The following is a 16835-nucleotide window of genomic DNA, read 5'->3' as shown; positions in this document are numbered from 1 at the left end:
GGTTGTGTCCTTACATTGCCATTAGAGAATCAAAAGTTAACCAGTACGTTTATAGCTCTGTAAACCCGGTTTAATTGATTTTTCATCTAAAAATTGTTTCAAACCTTCTTGGCGACCATTTTCTGTATCGCGGTGGATACATTGATCAAGTTTGGCATATAAGTAGTCTTCGTTTTGATCCCAAGTGAGTTCACGGCAACGCTTAAAGCCATTTTTAGCGGTACGAAGAACCACAGGGTTTTTCTCAAGTAGACAGTTTGCAAGCTCAGTCACTTCAGCTTTTAGCTGTTCAAGGGGGACGCTTTTATTTACAAGGCCCATAGTTTCAGCTTCTTTACCACTAAAGGTTTTACCCGTCATGATGTAGTACAAAGAGGCACGGTGACCAACAGTGTCTGCCATTGCTTTGCTTACAAGGTTACCCGGTGGGATCCCCCAGTTAATTTCAGATAAACCGAAAGTTGCTTCATCTGCTGCAATTGCGAGGTCACAAGCCACTAAAGGTGAGAAACCGCCTCCAAAGCACCAGCCGTTGACCATAGCAATCGTTGGTTTTGAATACATGCGAAGAAGTTGCCACTGCCAACGGCATGAGTCGCGGCGAATACGTTCTTGATAAATTTCTGGTTGAGTATCGACTTCACGGAAATATTCTTTCAAGTCCATGCCTGCTGTCCAAGAATCACCTGCACCAGTCAACACAAGCACACGTGCATCTTGATCAAGTTCTATCGCTTCAAGCACATCAATCATTTCACGATTGAGTGTTGGGCTCATGGCATTTTTCTTTTCTGGGCGGTTTAGTGTTACCCATGCAATTCCATCTTCAACTTTAACATCTACTGTTTCCCAGCGGTTTTCATAACTCATCTTCATACTCCTTGAATGATTTTTAGCTGTTCTGGGATTTAATTTAATATCAGTTAAACTTACATTCAAGTCTTTTTTGTAAAATTTCATAAATATTTTATAAACCATTGTATTTTAAATATTAATTAATTTTATTGATGATTTTATATAAAAATATGTTGATTTTTTAGTAAGTTTAACTGATATTTTTGGTGTGTTTAAACAATAATACACAAAGGGCTAAATGGAACGACTAGTCAATAAGGGATAACACAATGGAAAAGATATTAGGACAGTCCGCAAGGGCAAAAATCACGTTGCTATTATGCTTTGCAATAGCAATTTTTGAAGGTTTTGATCTTCAGTCAATGGGGGTAGCCGCTCCACGAATGCGGGCTGAGTTTATGTTGGACAATGGCCAGATGGCGTGGGCGTTTAGTGCTGCAATTTTAGGAACACTGCCAGGTGCCATATTAGGTGGTAGATTTGCAGATATTGTCGGGCGTAAGAAAATTCTGATTTTTAGTATTTTACTTTTTGGAATTATGTCTTTGCTAACGGCTTATGCTGCTAACTTTAGTTTGCTGTTACTCATTCGTTTTTGTACTGGTTTAGGAATGGGTGGGGCACTTCCGATGATGATTACACTGGCATCTGAAGCTGTACCTGATAAATATAAAGGTACCGCGGTGAGTATTATGTATAGCGGTATTCCTTTTGGTGGGTTACTTACTTCTGTCGTTGCTATGTCGTTGGCAGGTGATGCAGAGTGGCGTCATATTTTCTATATTGGTGGTATCGCGCCAATTTTACTCATTCCGCTGATTATGCGCTTTTTACCTGAGTCAAATGATTATCTACAACGTAAAGGTCAAGCGCAAAAAACCACGCCATTTTTGGAAGTTTTATTTGCAAAAGAACGCCGTATGTCGACGATTCAGCTTTGGGTAAGTTTTTTCTGTACGCTCGTTGTACTGTATTTCTTGTTGAATTGGTTGCCTTTACTGATGGGCGCGCAAGGCTTATCGAAACTTCAGGCAAACTATGTGCAGATGGGCTATAACGTGGGTGGAATTTTAGGTTCAATTCTCATGGGTGTATTGCTTGATAAATTACGCATGAGTTTTGTGATTAAGCTCATTTATCTAGGTATTTTATTTTCACTGTGCTGTTTAGCAATTTCTCCGACCGTGGCTTTACTGGCACTTTCGGCAGTGGGTTGTGGTTTATTTATTGTGGGTGGACAATCGGCATTATACGGTTTGGCTGCCATGTATTATCCAACCGAAATGCGTGGAACTGGTGTAGGTTCAGCAGTTGCAATCGGGCGTATTGGTTCTTTTGCAGGGCCTTTAATGGCAGGTTTTTTACTCTCGCTCGGACAAAGCTCGACCATCGTGATTGGTTCAAGCATTCCAGTGATTTTAATTGCAGCGATCTCTGCATTACTTCTTGTCAAAAAACCTAAACAGCCTGTACATTTAGTACAAAGCTCAGGTGCTCGCTAAGTTTTAACGAAAGTATGGGGTTAGAACCTCATACTTTCATTACAGATTTTCTTATGATGATTGAAAGGTTATGGTACGTTCGAATTCAGTTCAAAAAAAAGTAGAAGATGAGCCTAAGTTAAGTTACATGATTGCTCGTGTTGACCGAATTATTAGTAAACATTTAACAGAACATTTAAAAGAGCTTGAGATTACCTTGCCGCAATTTACTGCGCTTTCTGTTTTAGCTTCAAAAAGTAATGTATCCAATGCCAAACTTGCTGAGCGCTCTTTTATTAAGCCGCAATCGGCCAACAAAATTTTGCAAGATTTACTGGTGAATGGCTGGATTGAGAAAAAACCAGACCCAACACATGGTCGCCGTATTTTAATTACCCTGACTGAAAGCGGTGTCGAAAAGCTCAATAAATGTAATGAAGTGGTTTTAAAAGTTGAAGAAAAAATGCTTGAAGGCATTGATATTAATTTGGCTTATTTAATTCGTAATAACCTCGATATTATGGTCAATAATCTTAAAAACCTTTGATGAAAGGTAGTTTGCAATTTAATTTTTTAAAATCTACAGAAATACTTAAGCACTGATTCACACAGAAAATTTATTTCATTTTACAAATGAACTTGCTAGCATCGAAGTGACGTTTTTGGTGATGTGTGGCAGCGAATGTCTTCAGGACAACAAGTTTTACTTAAACTAAGAAAAATGATTATTTCAGGGGAACTTGAAGGCGGTGCCAGAATTGCCGAAATTCCGACTGCCGAGTTACTTGGTGTTTCAAGGCAGCCTGTTCGTATTGCCTTTCGCTTGCTCGAGCAAGAAGGTCTCCTCATTAAAAACCCAACTCGTGGTTACACGGTTCGTGAAATTTCAGAACAACTTGTTCATGATGCGCTTGAAGTGCGTGGTGTGCTCGAAGGGTTGGCTGCGAAAACTTTGGCAGAACAAGGCTTAAGCGAAGAGCAGAAAAAGACGCTGCAACATTGCATTCAAGAAACTGAAAAACTATTTAATGATAAAGACGAGTTTGGCGATGCTGAACTAGAACGTTATCACCATTTTAACGTCATTTTTCATGACACCATTATTGAAGGCGCACAAAACGTCGCACTCATACAAGCTTTAGCAAAAAACAATCAGCTACCAATGGCATCTGCTCAAGCCATTACCTATGACCAGAATCAAGCTTTGTCAGAATATCGCCGTTTGCACTACGCACATTTGCAGCATTGTTCGATTTTTGATGCCTTAGTACATCGTCAGGCAGGGCGTGCTGAAACCTTAATGCGTGAGCACAGTAGTGTGGTGATTTTGGGTGAAACGCTCAGAAATGTTCTCAGCGCTTAAGGTGAAATGTTCCTTTATTTCTGAATAAAGGAACTCAATAATTAAAGTTCAATCACAAGATTTTTAGTTTTTGCACGAGAACAGCAAGGTGTAAATTGGTCATTCAATGCGTGTTCCTCATCGGTCATAAACATATCTCGATGTTCTGGTGTGCCTTCTATAACACGTGTAATACAGGTCCCGCAAATGCCTTGTTCACACGAAACAGGAATATCAAAACCATTTGCAATTAATGCTTCAGTAGCAGTTTGCTCTGGTAGTACTTCAATTCGACGGCCCGTACCTTTAACTTCAATAGTAAAAGCTTCATCGTTGGACGTATCTGCTTTTTGCGCGACAAAATGCTCTTGATGTAACTGTTCATTGTGCCAACCAGCTTGTTCGGCTGAGCTCATAACAAACTGCATAAATCCTGTCGGACCGCATACATATAAGTGTCTATGTGGTGAAGCTTGGCCCAAAACCTCTACCATATTACATTCGGTATCTGGCTGATCTTGAATATGAAAATGGACTTGGTTACCAAAGTGCTCGGTTAAGTTGCCATAGAAGGCAATCATTTCATGACTACGAACAAAGTAGTGCAATTCGAAAGGTATATTGGCAGACTTAAGCCGATACGCCATCGATAAGATTGGAGTAATACCAATACCACCCGCAAATAAAACCGCCTGCTCTGTTTGAGGGTGAATTTCAAATAAATTGCGTGGTTCACCAATCTTTAAATGGTCGCCTTCACGATATTCAGTGTGGATGCAACGTGAGCCACCGCGTGAATTGGCATCATGTAAAACACCAATGACATAACGATGCTTTTCAGTGCAGCAGTTTGAAAGTGAATATTGACGGATTAGACCGTTTTTTAGATGCACATCAATATGTGCACCTGCCTCATAATTCGGTAGCTCTGTACCATTTGCTGCAACCAATTCAAAAGCACGAATGGTCGGGGTGAGCTGGTGAATTTTTTGAATAATAACGTCCATGTTCATGCTCCTTTAAATAATCCGAATGTTTGGAAACTTCTGTGTGGATGTTTCAGGAGGCATTTTATTTTCTTCGGCAAGTAGTCGCTCAATCACTTTACGAGACTGTACACCGCCTGCGTCGATGTTGAGCATCAGTAACTTGCGATGTGGGTTGTTTAAAATATTTTGTTGCTGTTGCTCAAGCATTTCTAAATCTTCGGTAAAGATTTTGCCTTGGCCTTCACGAATTTGATCGGTGAGTTCAGCATTGTCAGGTTGGAAGTTGCGTGCCATTCCCCAGAAATACCAATGTGAGGTTTCAGTTTCCGGCGTAATAAAATCGACCACGATTGAAGAAACTTTTTTGTCATTTGGGGCATGATAACCACCATGTCCAGCATGCGCGACACCCACTTCAATGTGAACATTACTTGGTGCAAAGAAGTGGCAACGTTGCCAACGGTCAACTGATACATTATCTGCTAAGTGGTTACCACGAAGAGCCATTTGCCAAAATGGAGGCGCGATCACATTTTCCATATAGCGTTCGGTAATGACATGGTCGCCGTCAACTTTAGTCACAGGCAATGATTCATCAATCTCTTTTTGCCCAATACTGCTTGAGTGAACATAGGTCTCGTGGGTTAAATCCATCAGGTTATCGACCATCAGGCGATAGTCACACTGAATGTGAAACAGGCCTCCGCCATAGCTCCATTCAGGATGATCTGCCCATTCTAAAGTTGGCAGTTTTGCTTCATCTGCTAAAGCTTTCTCGCCCGGCCATATCCAAATAAAACCGAACTTTTCGATAACCGCATATGCTTTATTGCAAGGGAAACCATTGACACGTTGGGCTGGCATTGAAACTGTTTTTCCGTCACAACCCATCACTAGTCCATGATATCCACACACAAGATTTCCATCTTCGACATAGCCAAGTGAAAGTGGGGCGCCGCGATGGGGACAAAAATCTTCAACGGCTGCAACTTGGTTTTCTTTACCACGGTAAAAAACAATTTTTTCACCACAAATAGTGCGACCTAGTGGTTTGTCTTGGATTTCTTCTGGACGGCAGGCAACATACCAAGCATTTTTAATAAACATTGTGACGACTCCCTATCACTTATTGGATCCAATTTATAATAAATAAAAATAATGGTCAATTGATAGGCAGTCTTTTTTTTGAAAAATATTGATCTTTAAATTTGGTTGTTTTGTGGATTTTTAATTGCTATTAAAGACTTTTGTATTCCTTTTGTGTTTTGGGAGAAAATTTTATTGGTTTTTATTTGGATCCAGTTTTGTGTGGTTGACAGCTGAATTGGATCTCATATTTGGAATTGTGATAAGTAAAATGAGTAATGTATTGTGGATCCATATTCTTATTTTCTATTATTATAAATAAATTATAATTATGTTTTTCAGTTATTTATTTTTGATTTAATCAAATTTTAAAAATATTGTTGATTTTTTGGATCCAAATATTCAGTATAGAAAAAGAGCAGGATGCTCCAAAACAAATATTCCTCTAGGTCATTATGGATATGGATATGCATAACCACCCAATTGCTCTTATCAGCAATGTCGTATGTATCTCTTATCCACATTGGGAGATACACAAATGGAAAGAGACGTTCTAAGCGAGATCAATCAAAACAACATGAGCCGTTATCAATGGTTCGTCATTTTGATCTGTATTTGTCTCAATATTATTGATGGCTTCGATGTGATGGTGATGGCATTTACTGCGCCATCCGTGTCAGCAGAATGGTCACTTTCAGGCGCACAAATTGGCTTATTGCTTAGTTCAGGTCTTTTTGGAATGGCTGCTGGTTCTATTTTTCTCGCACCATTAGCCGATAAAATTGGTCGCCGTTTACTCATCTTAGTTTGTCTTGTGATTGCAGGTCTTAGCATGCTGGGCTGTGCTTTTGTACAAAGTCACGGCATGTTGGCAGCACTTCGATTTATTACCGGCATTGGAGTGGGTGGCATCCTTGCAAGTAGTAATGTACTGGCAAGTGAATATGCCAATGCGCGCTGGCGCAGTCTCGCAGTGAGTTTAATGTCTACAGGCTATGGAATTGGTGCGACACTTGGCGGAGTACTATCACTGGCATTGATTGAGCATTTAGGTTGGCGGTCAATCTTCTTGGCCGGCGGCATTACCACCATTGCAATGTTATTGATCAGCATATGGTTATTACCTGAATCTTTAGATTATTTACTGGCAAAGCGACCAAAACAGGCTCTAGAAAGAGTTAATGCAACGGTAAATCGTATGGGCCTTAACCAACTACCCGTTATGCCACGTTATGAAAAAATCAGTACGCAAAATGGCAGTGAACTCAGCAAATTATTTACAGGACAACTTGGATTTCAAACACTTTGTCTTTGGTTCGCCTTCTTTTTAGTGATGTTTGGCTTTTACTTTGTCATGAGCTGGACACCAAAAATTCTTATTTCAATGGGGATGTCGCCACACCAAGGCGTAAGTACCGGTATTTTAATTAGTATTGGCGGTATTTTCGGGGCGGCTATTATTGGTTTATTGGCATCACGCATGAAAATTTTCTATGCCTTAAGTCTATTTTTAGGGCTAACGTCTGCATGTGTTTTCCTATTTGTCGCAGTCTCGGCTCAAGTGAGTATTGCTCTCATAGTTGGCTTATTACTCGGTACACTGATTAATGGCTGTGTAGCAGGTTTATATTCGATTTCTCCAACAATTTATGATGCTGAAATCCGTAGTCGTGGCGTGGGCTATGCAATTGGTTTTGGACGAATCGGGGCAATTTTATCGCCAACGGTTGCAGGTATTTTCTTAGATAAAGGTATAGCACCCGCAACGCTTTATGCTTATTACGGTGTGGTCTTTATTTTAGCCATTTTCCTGATTTTAAGTTTGAGTAATGCTTTTTACCGAAATAAGAAAGAGCCAGATTACGCACTTAAAACAGCGCCTTAAACCATTAAAAAATTAAATAGTTGAGATAAAAAATGAAAAAGACACCATTGTGGGTGGGGGTATGCTTGTGCCCATTATTGAGTCAAATTGCGCATGCCGAGTTTATTGCAGACAGTAAAGCTGAGTTGACACTACGTAATTTTTACTTTGACCGAGATTATAAGAAAGACCCATATCCGTATACAGCGGCTAGAGACTGGGCGCAGGGTCTAATTTTTAAAGGACAGTCTGGTTATAGCGAAGGGACAGTTGGCTTCGGTGTTGATGTGCTGGCAATGGCTGGGTTTAACCTGATGGGAAATCGGGCGGATGACTATGCGCGTAGCGGCTTACTCCAAGTAAATACCGATAACTCGCGTGATGATTATTATGGGAAAATCGGCATTACAGGGAAAGCGAAATTTAGAAAGAATGAGCTTTTTGTGGGCGATCTGGTTCCACAATTGCCGACTATATTCTCATCGCCAGCGCGTTTATTTCCCCAGACTTATCGTGGTGTCCGCTTTGTTTCAAATGAAATTCCAAATCTTCAACTCGAAGGCTTTTATGTTGATGAAGTACGTCAACGTGACTCAATCCGTTTTACCGATGTCGGAACAGACAATATCAACCATCGTTTTGACAAAGCGGCAACTACCGATTCTTTTTATACATTAGGTGGAAATTATCAGTTAAAGGATTACCGTTTGCGTGCTTATCATGCTGAGCTGAAAGACATTTACCAGCAACAGTTTTTGGGTTTTAACGGCAAACAGCCTTTAAATGATCAGCTTAACTTTTTAAGTGATGTACGTTTTTTTAACAGTGAAGAAGCTGGAAATAAAAAAATAGGAGAAGTCGATAACCGACATATGAGTGGTTTATTTGGTTTGAACTATCAAGATCATACAGTTTCTTTGGGTTACATGCAGTCATTTGGCTCGACTGGTTTGCCGTTTTTGTCGGGAACCGAAAGTCCCGTCGTGCTTGATTTTATGAGTTCAGACTATTCGAATAAAGACGAAAAAGTCTATTCGATTCGTTATGAATATGACTTTAAAAATGCGCGAGTAGGTGATGTTTCGTTAAATGGACTACGTTTTATGACCCGCTATGCCAAAGGCGAAGACATTGATTTGTTGCAATACGGCGATCAGCGCTTTAAAGAGGAGTCGATGGAATTTGATTTGGGTTATAAAATTCCAGAAGGCAAGTTAAAAGGTTTGGGAATGCGGGCTCGCTTTTCTCATTATCGCAATGATATGCCCACTAATATGACTTTCCATTCCGCCAATGAAACACGCTTGAATATTGACTATAGCTTTAAGTTTTAATGTCTTGCGCTAGTCATCTTTAATTTCATAAAAGAAGCTTGGGATTGGATCTCCACAATATTTGAGCGAGGTTGTGGCGTTCTGATCCCTTTTATTACACCTAAACACCTCTATTCCCTCACTTAAAACCTTCTTGCCATTTAGCACAGCCTATTGGCATGCACAGCCAAGTGTTTGGCGTTTAGGGTTAAGTAAATTCCTTCATATCTACATATATTGATTCAAGAAAATAAAAAAAGTCCAGGATGGATTTGGGAATTTACGATGCAAAAGAAAATCTTAGTTATAGCAATCAGCTCTATTTGGACAGGTTCTTTAAATGCGGCAGCCTTTGATAAAACAGGACAATCTGTTGCGGCATTTTTGCAGCCTGATCATTATTTTGAAGCAAGTCTTGGAGTTACGGACACGTCTTTAAAGGGGCAGGAAGCAGGTACAAATTCAGGAAATAGTGCGATTTCTGATATTGGTCATACAGATTACCGCCCAACAGCTGCTTTAAAGTTACAGCTAGCCCCACAGTTCTCTTTTGGCCTACTATATGACCAGCCTTTTGGTTCAGATACAGAATACACAGGAAATAATAGCTTTGTTGCCACAGGCAAAGATATGGTGATGTTGCCTGGACTGACAACCTCCAGATTGGCAAATGCAACCCAAGGCAATCTCCCTACAGGAAATTCCAAATCAAGTTTCGATATACAGAATTTGAGTCTCATTTTGGGCTATCAACCCAATAAAAACTGGAACTTTTATGCAGGGCCTGTTTATCAGACGTTTAAAAGTGAAGTTGAGCTCAGGGGCAATGTCTTTAGTGTTTACAATGGCTATGATCTGCATAGCAAAAGTGTTGGCGATTGGGGATGGCTGGCGGGACTTGCTTATCAGATACCTGAAAAAGCAATCAAAGCCTCTATAACCTATCGTTCTGAAATTCAGCATAAAGTGAATGCAGTTGAAAATGCACCCTTGGTCGATATGTTAAAAACTCAACAAGGCCGTGATTTGGTTGACCAGCATTTAGATTACATGATTTCTATTGGTCAAATGTCACTACAGAAAAAGGCGGCATTGAATCAGATTGTTGCAGGATTGGCACATACCCAAGATTCAGGAACCACCCAGTTTAAAACCCCAGACTCAGTCAATCTTGAGTTTCAGACCGGTTTACGTCCAGGGACTTTGCTGTTTGGTAATGTCCGTTGGGTGAACTGGAGTGAGTTGAATTTTCAACCTTATCGCTTTGGTGAAATCTCAAAAGTAGTAGGTGTCCTTTCTACGCCAAGCCGTCCAGATGGCTTTAGTCTGGTTCGTTTCTATGACGATCAATGGTCTGCAAATTTAGGGGTTGGGCAGAGATTTTCACCTCAATGGTTGGGGAGTGTATCGGTCGGATGGGATTCGGGAGCAGGAGATAAAGTCTCTACAGGTGGGCCTGTTAAGGGATATTACAACTTAGGTATAGGTGCTCAATATAGTCCAACAGCTCAATATTTTATTTCTGGTGGGATTAAATATTTCTGGTTAGGCGATGCCAAAGGGCAGCTCGGAGCACAGGCGGGCAGTGACTATTACGTCGCAGATTTCAGCGATAACCATTCAATCAGTTATGGTCTGAAAATTGGCTATAAATTTTAATGAGATTAAAAAAGTTCATTGAGAAAGGAATTTAGACAATGAAAAAAGTTGTGAATCAATTGGGTTGGATAGGAGTAACAGCATTTCTGCTCATCAATGCAGGCGCTGTACATGCCGATGAAGCAAAAGCAAGTCTCCCTGCGGTATCAGCAAAAGCATTAGACTTTATTGATGGTCAAACAGAATGGTTGAGCAAAACTTACAAGGATATTCACGAACATCCTGAATTGGGATTTATGGAAACCCGTACCTCTGCAATTGTCGCCAATGAACTAAAAGCTTTAGGTTTTGAGGTTTCGACAGGTATTGCCAAAACAGGTGTGGTCGGTGTTTTAAAAAATGGCAAAGGCCCAACGGTGATGTATCGTGCCGATATGGATGCATTAGCCATAGAAGAGGCGACCGGCTTGCCTTATGCCAGTAAGGTTCGCGCTAAACTTGCTGATGGTACTGAAACGCCAGTTGCGCATATGTGTGGTCATGATGCACATGTGACATGGATGCTAGGAATGGCGCGTACCATGGTGGCTTTGAAGAATGAATGGAGTGGTACCATTATTCTTGTTGCCCAGCCCGCTGAAGAACCAGTCACAGGTGCGAAAGCGATGTTGGCTGATGGTTTATGGAAAAAATATAATTTACCCGAACCTGATTATTTCTTTGCAGTGCATACCACGCCTATTCCAGTCGGTATGGTATTGAATGCACCAGGTCCACGTATGGCAGGAACAGATCAGCTCGATGTTTTATTTAAAGGTGTTGCTGGGCATAGCTCAGTGCCTCACTTAATTAAAAATCCGATTAATATGGCGGCTAATGCGATTACCCAATATCAGACGATTATGGGTAATGTGGTCAGTGCTCAAGAGCCAGCGGCACTGTCTGTCGGTTCAATTCAGGCCGGCGCGACCAATAACGCTGTGCCGTCTTCGGCTTTGGTCAAAATGAATATCCGCTGGTTTAATCCAAAAGTCCGTGACAATATGCTCAATAGCATCAAACTTATGAGTGATGGCGCAGCCCAGATGCAAGGCATGGAAAAAGATCAACTCCCCGAACTGACCATGAGAGGTTCTGTGACACCTGTGATCAATGATAAAGATCTTTCCAACCGCCTAAATGGGCCTTTAAAAGCATTATTGGGTGATAAAAAGGTGGTGAATGATTTCCCTGCATTTATGGGATCAGAGGATGTGCATCATTTAATCGATGAGCAGAAAGATGTTCCATTTACTTTTATGTTTGTCGGGGTTGCCAATCCACTTACTTTTGCTGCGGCGAAATTAAAGGGACAAGCTGTACCTTATCTCCCGCATAGTCCGAATTATGTTGTCGATTTAAAGGCATTGCCAATGGGGGTAAAAATCACCACTGTTTCGATGCTGGAACTATTGAATAAGAAGTAAGGTTTTGAAAAAAGATACATCGTAATCGATGTATCTTTTTTTATTTTAAGACGGAAAAATCAGTTTTTGGAGAGATTTTCACGATAGTGCAGTGGAGAGCAATCGGTCCAGCGACGAAATGCCCGTGTAAAACTGCTGACATCTGTAAAGCCGAGAATATAGGCAATCTCTGTAATACTATAAGAATTATTTTTGATATAAGAGCTTGCCAGTTCCTGCCGCGTCTTATCCAAAATTTCACTGTATGAGGTATTTTCTAAAGACAGTTTTCGTTGCAGACTACGCGTGCTCAGCCCGAGACTTTTAGCAATCTCTTGTTGTTGTATTTCTCCTGCCGCGAGATTTTCAATAATTTTTACCTTGATCCTTGCCTGAATATTTTCCTTATCGAAACGTGCCAAATAGCGCATGATAATTTCATCATATTCCTGTGACAGGATCGGATTTGCACCTTCCAGCGGAAGTTCTATCGTCGCCGTATCAAAGACAATCATATCTTGGGGTGCATTGAAAATAAGAGGGGCTTTGATAATACTGCGATACGTTTCGAGATCACTGGGCTCAGAACGTCTTAACTCGATCCGTAACGGTGAAAAAAGTGATCCTTGCAACGCTCTGCATGAACGGATAAACACGGAAATAAAAGCATCGATTGATTCGTACTGAACTTCATCAGGCACATGGATGATGAAGTAATGATTCTGGTCTTTGCCATAGAACTCCAGTTCCGGAATGTCCGTTACCAAACGAAAATATCTGATGATTCGGATAAACATCTCTTTGAGTGTGGTACTGGTCGCCAAAGAATGTCCCAGAACATGGAAGGTATGTTGATTGACCTGATTGGCAACTTTAAGCCCAAAACATGAATCTTGTGTTGCCGCGGTTGCCAGTTGCCATAAACGTGCGGTTTGTTGCAAAGAGTAGCGGGCATTCGGATCATTCAGCGCCTGTATATCTAGTCCAGCCTGTTCAATTAAACTTTTACTATCACAACCTGCTTTTTCAAGGGCTTTTTGAATTGCTTTTACCCAACTTGTCAATGCTGTCGCCGTCTGTGGCATGTCATGTCCTATAACGTTTAATTCTCATTCTTGAACTGAGTATAAGGTTTTTTTCATCATTTTTTTATTCAATTCTGCTGACAATCATGAATTGGCATCTATAGCCAATAAATTGGCGTTTCGGGTTAAGCATCAAATCACTGATCTAAATAAAGTAGAGTCATAAGAACATCGAGGAACGATGATGAGCTACGTATACAAAGATCCGGCAGGTATGACTGATGCCGAAAAAACAGAACATATTAAACGTGTCGTTATGGACGAAGGCATTAGATTGAGAAAACATTATTCTGTTTTGAATCATCAAAATACCATTGGCGCTTTAATTCTATTATTTTCTTTACTCGGAATGGGCGCTACCGCCTATTTTTACATCACACAACAACTATCCGTATGGTGGACTATTCCGCTGATTGCATTTTTTGCTTCTTTCACCCATGAATTAGAACATGACCTGATTCACTGGATGTATTTTCGTAAAAAACCGTGGGCACATCATTTAATGATGGGGCTGGTTTGGCTGGCTCGACCAAGTACTATTAATCCGTGGTTACGTCGAGAACTGCATTTCAATCATCATAAATGTTCAGGTACAGAAAAAGATGTTGAGGAAAGAGCATTATGGAACGGTGAGCAATGGGGTGTACTGCGCTTTTTTGCTACGGGCGATAATGGGCTATCTGTTTTATTTAGAGTATTTAAGCTGAAAGACAGTCACCTCCGAAAAATGGTGATTAAGCGGAGTTTAGCTGCCTATTTTCCTTTGGGTATCATTCACTGGTCAATCTGGTATGTGTTTCTAGGTTTCCATGCCCTGAATGCGATTTCAAGTATTGTTGATGCACCGATTTTATGGTCAGCAACGACATTACAAGTCATGCACGTGATCAATATTTTGACCGTGGTATGGGTTGCCCCAAATGTCTTACGGACTTTTTGCCTGCACTTTGTCACCAGTAATATGCATTATTATGGTGATGTTGAATTGGGCAATGTGATTCAGCAGACGCAGGTGTTGACTCCGTGGTGGATGCTACCGTTCCAGTTATTCTGCTGTAATTTTGGTTCAACCCATGCAATCCATCATTTTGTGATTAAAGAGCCTTTTTATCTTCGGCAGATGACTGCACCCGTTGCTCATCAGGTGATGCGTGATATGGGGGTTAGATTCAATGACCTCGGCACATTCAAGCGTGCGAATCGTTGGGAACTGAATAAGATTGTCGATTAAGCATAACCGGAAGAGTGTAGCGCGGGACGTTATACTCTTTCTCTCGCTGGCAGGACATTGTTTTATTGAATCCTTGTAAAATCTCTTCTTGGATGCAGAAGGTTGCACTGATCGCATTCAATGAAATATCTTGAATATTGAAAATTCACATTCACTGTATAGAAATGATGTTCTCTCATCCATCATAATAAAAATTTCACATTGTTGTTCTATAAACGCTATGATTCTAATGAATATCTGATAAGAACAAGTTCCATTAGAGCAGTTAAAAAATGAAAAAAATTGCAGTAGCTTTGGTTTGTTTAGCTCCATTATCAACATCTAGTCTTGCCAATGATTCTACGGGGTATGTTGGGACAGGCGGCATTCAATATCTCAAAAATGCACAGATTGCGATGCAAAGTGAAGACCTGTTTATTAGCAAAAAGCTGATCAAGGTCGATTATGTTTATAAAAATTTAAGTAAGAAAGATATTACTGAAACCGTGTTATTTCCCTTGCCACGTATCGATAATTTCTTTGAAGCGGATTTTGCGCATACCGAGCAGCTTCTAAAAAGTTTTAAGATTATTGTCGATGGAAAAAATATAAAACCTGAAATGCATGTGCGGACATTTATTCAAAAGGATGAAAAGTCGCCGCTCATTGATACGACAGATACATTTAAACAATGTGGCTTTAGTCAGACTGATATGCTCAATCCTTGGGCGAGAAATAACGATGATTATGAATATTATCAAGATAAATTGAGACAATGTAAGCAGCCACAAATACAAAAAATTCTGGCCAATTTCCAAAAAGATGATGTGATCCCATGGTCATCTCAAGTGATTTATAGTTGGAAACAGACCTTTAAAGCCAATGCATTGACCAAGATTCAACATGCATATGAACCATTGGTCGGTGGTTCTGTTGCGTTATATCCAGATGAATATAATCAGAAATTTTGTATGGACGCCCAATTTAAACAGGGACTAAAAAAAGCCAGTGCAGAACATTCGCCGTTTAGTGCCTTGAGCTATATACTGACCACAGGAGCAAACTGGGCCAAGCCGATTGAAAAGTTTAATTTGACGATTGAGCGTGATAAAAACGAGCTGGTGTCTTTTTGCTGGAAGGGAAGCGTCGAAAAAATTAGCCCAACCCGCTTCCAGATGATCAGGCACAATTTCATTCCCAAAAATGATCTGGATATTATCTTTGTGACTGTGAAATAAGCACTCACTCAAGGTCATCCTCATAAAAAGTCAATAAATCCCTAGCATCATCAGGGGTGTAACTCTCATACTATCAAGTGAGTTAGGGAGAGACGACACAGGATTAAGCGTGAATTTAAAGAATCTGGAAGCATTTTATTGGGTGGTGACTTTAAATAGCTTCAATAAAGCTGCGACTAAATTACAAACCACCCAGCCTGCGGTATCTCAAAAAATCACAGCACTTGAAAACGATCTTGGTTTTAAAATTCTAGATCGTAGTTTTCGGCAGTTTAAACCAACGCATAAGGGCATGACTTTATTTAAGTATGCTGAAAAGTTTATGCGCCTAGAGACGGATCTGGTGGCTGAGCTGACTGAAAACCAGCATTTGACTGGCACAATTCGCTTGGGTGTATCGGAAACTATTGTTTATACATGGCTAGTTGAATATATCGAAAAGGTTCAGCAAGAATTCCCTAAAGTTTCAGTTGAAATTGTGGTCGATCTGACGCCTAACTTACAGGAAGGTGTACGAACAGGTGATCTGGATATGGCTTTTTTGCTTGGGCCAACCTTAGCCTTTGAATGTATCGAACAGGCACTGTGTAATTTCGAACTAAGTTTTTTGGCTTCACCTTCGTTTAAAGGTGGAATTGGGCAAATGTCATTTAAGACATTAATGTCTCATACCATTCTGACCTATCCAAAAATTACCTATCCTTATAAAGAACTTAAAGCAAAAATGAAAGAACAAGGGATTGATGAACCACTTTCAATTACCAGTTATTCATTAGCAACACTGCTACGTCTTGCTGAGCAAGGTTTGGGCATCGCCGTTGTGCCGACCTTAACCGCCTTGAAGGAGATCACTGACGGTCGGCTGGAAATCTTAAATACGCCGATTCGCCTAAAGACCTTCCACTTTACCTCGGTGTATATTCATGGCAATGATGTGGCCTTGAAAGAAAAATTAACTGACGTTGCGGTGATGGTGTCGGATAGTGCCATGAAAAGGCTGAATGCGCAGATTAATACCTAAATAATCGGCGGCATTTTCCAGTTCTTTTTGTCATTCTTATAAGCATTGCTTATTTGCCAAGTGATAAACACAGCTTATAGAACGTGATAAGTAAAATTTATCATCAAAAATATTGAAAATAAAAATACTTAAAATTCAGTATCTTGAATTTAAAAGTTAATGTAAAAAGTCGTATTGTTCAGCTGGCTGTGCTGTGTTTTTATCTTAAATACAAGATTTGATGAACTCATGTGGTCATTCAGGAACAGAGAATCTTGGTTATTGAAAAGGATTGAAGAAGATCATTGGTCAAAAATGATACTTCTGA

The 16835-nt window shown here is 40.3% G+C and carries 14 protein-coding genes; 10 read left to right on the top strand and 4 right to left on the bottom strand.

The features are described from left to right. Positions 1-36: 36 nt before the first annotated feature. Positions 37-876 (bottom strand): p-hydroxycinnamoyl CoA hydratase/lyase, encoded by an 840-nt coding sequence (locus tag PJ15_RS05860; protein ID WP_171067703.1) that lies wholly within the window; start codon positions 874-876, stop codon positions 37-39. 248 nt (positions 877-1124) lie between these two features. Here PJ15_RS05860 and mhpT point away from each other — a divergent pair, with 248 nt between their 5' ends. The 3 genes from mhpT (at position 1125) to PJ15_RS05845 (ending at position 3699) form a co-directional block, all read left to right on the top strand. Beyond that, positions 1125-2357, top strand: a complete 1233-nt coding sequence (gene mhpT, locus PJ15_RS05855) for a 3-(3-hydroxy-phenyl)propionate transporter MhpT (RefSeq protein WP_013198528.1) — start codon at positions 1125-1127, stop codon at positions 2355-2357. A 70-nt stretch (positions 2358-2427) separates the two neighbouring features. After that, a complete protein-coding gene (locus tag PJ15_RS05850) occupies positions 2428-2883 on the top strand; it encodes a MarR family winged helix-turn-helix transcriptional regulator (protein WP_005070428.1) in 456 nt (151 codons plus the stop codon). A 123-nt stretch (positions 2884-3006) separates the two neighbouring features. Next, positions 3007-3699, top strand: a complete 693-nt coding sequence (locus tag PJ15_RS05845) for a GntR family transcriptional regulator (protein WP_077162611.1) — start codon at positions 3007-3009, stop codon at positions 3697-3699. 41 nt (positions 3700-3740) lie between these two features. Here PJ15_RS05845 and PJ15_RS05840 read toward each other — a convergent pair whose 3' ends face one another. Continuing rightward, a complete protein-coding gene (locus tag PJ15_RS05840) occupies positions 3741-4685 on the bottom strand; it encodes a PDR/VanB family oxidoreductase (RefSeq protein WP_047428871.1) in 945 nt (314 codons plus the stop codon). A 12-nt stretch (positions 4686-4697) separates the two neighbouring features. Next, entirely contained in the window at positions 4698-5774 is a 1077-nt protein-coding gene (locus PJ15_RS05835; protein WP_047428869.1) for an aromatic ring-hydroxylating oxygenase subunit alpha, read from the bottom strand. A gap of 517 nt (positions 5775-6291) precedes the next feature. Here PJ15_RS05835 and PJ15_RS05830 point away from each other — a divergent pair. The 4 genes from PJ15_RS05830 (at position 6292) to PJ15_RS05815 (ending at position 11995) form a co-directional block, all read left to right on the top strand. Beyond that, complete coding sequence (locus PJ15_RS05830; protein ID WP_047428867.1) at positions 6292-7638, top strand: MFS transporter; 1347 nt, start codon at positions 6292-6294, stop codon at positions 7636-7638. Between the two features lie 32 nt (positions 7639-7670). Next, positions 7671-8951 carry an OprD family outer membrane porin gene (locus PJ15_RS05825; protein WP_047428866.1) on the top strand — a complete coding sequence of 427 codons (1281 nt, stop codon included), beginning with the start codon at positions 7671-7673 and terminating at the stop codon, positions 8949-8951. 264 nt (positions 8952-9215) lie between these two features. Beyond that, entirely contained in the window at positions 9216-10589 is a 1374-nt protein-coding gene (locus PJ15_RS05820; RefSeq protein ID WP_047428864.1) for an outer membrane protein transport protein, read from the top strand. Positions 10590-10627: 38 nt separating this feature from the next. Next, positions 10628-11995, top strand: coding sequence for an amidohydrolase (locus PJ15_RS05815; protein WP_047428862.1), 1368 nt, complete (start codon positions 10628-10630; stop codon positions 11993-11995). A 59-nt stretch (positions 11996-12054) separates the two neighbouring features. On the opposite strand, the gene PJ15_RS05810 is transcribed toward PJ15_RS05815, so the two are convergent. Next, positions 12055-13059, bottom strand: a complete 1005-nt coding sequence (locus tag PJ15_RS05810) for an AraC family transcriptional regulator (RefSeq protein WP_047428860.1) — start codon at positions 13057-13059, stop codon at positions 12055-12057. Between the two features lie 214 nt (positions 13060-13273). Between PJ15_RS05810 and PJ15_RS05805 the strand changes: the two genes are divergently transcribed. From PJ15_RS05805 to mumR, 3 genes are all read left to right on the top strand, one after another. Then, entirely contained in the window at positions 13274-14290 is a 1017-nt protein-coding gene (locus PJ15_RS05805) for a fatty acid desaturase (RefSeq protein ID WP_155766449.1), read from the top strand. Positions 14291-14562: 272 nt separating this feature from the next. Next, on the top strand, positions 14563-15507 hold the full coding sequence (locus PJ15_RS05800; RefSeq protein WP_047428856.1) for a DUF4424 family protein: 945 nt from the start codon (positions 14563-14565) through the stop codon (positions 15505-15507). Between the two features lie 109 nt (positions 15508-15616). Continuing rightward, on the top strand, positions 15617-16528 hold the full coding sequence (gene mumR, locus PJ15_RS05795; protein WP_004770567.1) for a LysR family transcriptional regulator MumR: 912 nt from the start codon (positions 15617-15619) through the stop codon (positions 16526-16528). The last annotated feature ends 307 nt before the right edge of the window (positions 16529-16835 follow it).

Origin of the sequence: Acinetobacter sp. neg1, assembly GCF_000788125.1 — a bacterium.
GTDB classification, from domain to species: Bacteria; Pseudomonadota; Gammaproteobacteria; order Pseudomonadales; family Moraxellaceae; genus Acinetobacter; species Acinetobacter vivianii.
This window is presented reverse-complemented; position numbering and strand designations above follow the sequence as displayed.

What these genes read in the sequence shown, in the direction of transcription:
- PJ15_RS05860 (WP_171067703.1), bottom strand. Translation starts at nt 876, where the DNA reads ATGAAGATGAGTTATGAAAACCGCTGGGAAACAGTAGATGTTAAAGTT.
- mhpT (WP_013198528.1), top strand. Translation starts at nt 1,125, where the DNA reads ATGGAAAAGATATTAGGACAGTCCGCAAGGGCAAAAATCACGTTGCTA.
- PJ15_RS05850 (WP_005070428.1), top strand. Translation starts at nt 2,428, where the DNA reads ATGGTACGTTCGAATTCAGTTCAAAAAAAAGTAGAAGATGAGCCTAAG.
- PJ15_RS05840 (WP_047428871.1), bottom strand. Translation starts at nt 4,685, where the DNA reads ATGGACGTTATTATTCAAAAAATTCACCAGCTCACCCCGACCATTCGT.
- PJ15_RS05835 (WP_047428869.1), bottom strand. Translation starts at nt 5,774, where the DNA reads ATGTTTATTAAAAATGCTTGGTATGTTGCCTGCCGTCCAGAAGAAATC.
- PJ15_RS05830 (WP_047428867.1), top strand. Translation starts at nt 6,292, where the DNA reads ATGGAAAGAGACGTTCTAAGCGAGATCAATCAAAACAACATGAGCCGT.
- PJ15_RS05825 (WP_047428866.1), top strand. Translation starts at nt 7,671, where the DNA reads ATGAAAAAGACACCATTGTGGGTGGGGGTATGCTTGTGCCCATTATTG.
- PJ15_RS05820 (WP_047428864.1), top strand. Translation starts at nt 9,216, where the DNA reads ATGCAAAAGAAAATCTTAGTTATAGCAATCAGCTCTATTTGGACAGGT.
- PJ15_RS05815 (WP_047428862.1), top strand. Translation starts at nt 10,628, where the DNA reads ATGAAAAAAGTTGTGAATCAATTGGGTTGGATAGGAGTAACAGCATTT.
- PJ15_RS05810 (WP_047428860.1), bottom strand. Translation starts at nt 13,059, where the DNA reads ATGCCACAGACGGCGACAGCATTGACAAGTTGGGTAAAAGCAATTCAA.
- PJ15_RS05805 (WP_155766449.1), top strand. Translation starts at nt 13,274, where the DNA reads ATGACTGATGCCGAAAAAACAGAACATATTAAACGTGTCGTTATGGAC.
- PJ15_RS05800 (WP_047428856.1), top strand. Translation starts at nt 14,563, where the DNA reads ATGAAAAAAATTGCAGTAGCTTTGGTTTGTTTAGCTCCATTATCAACA.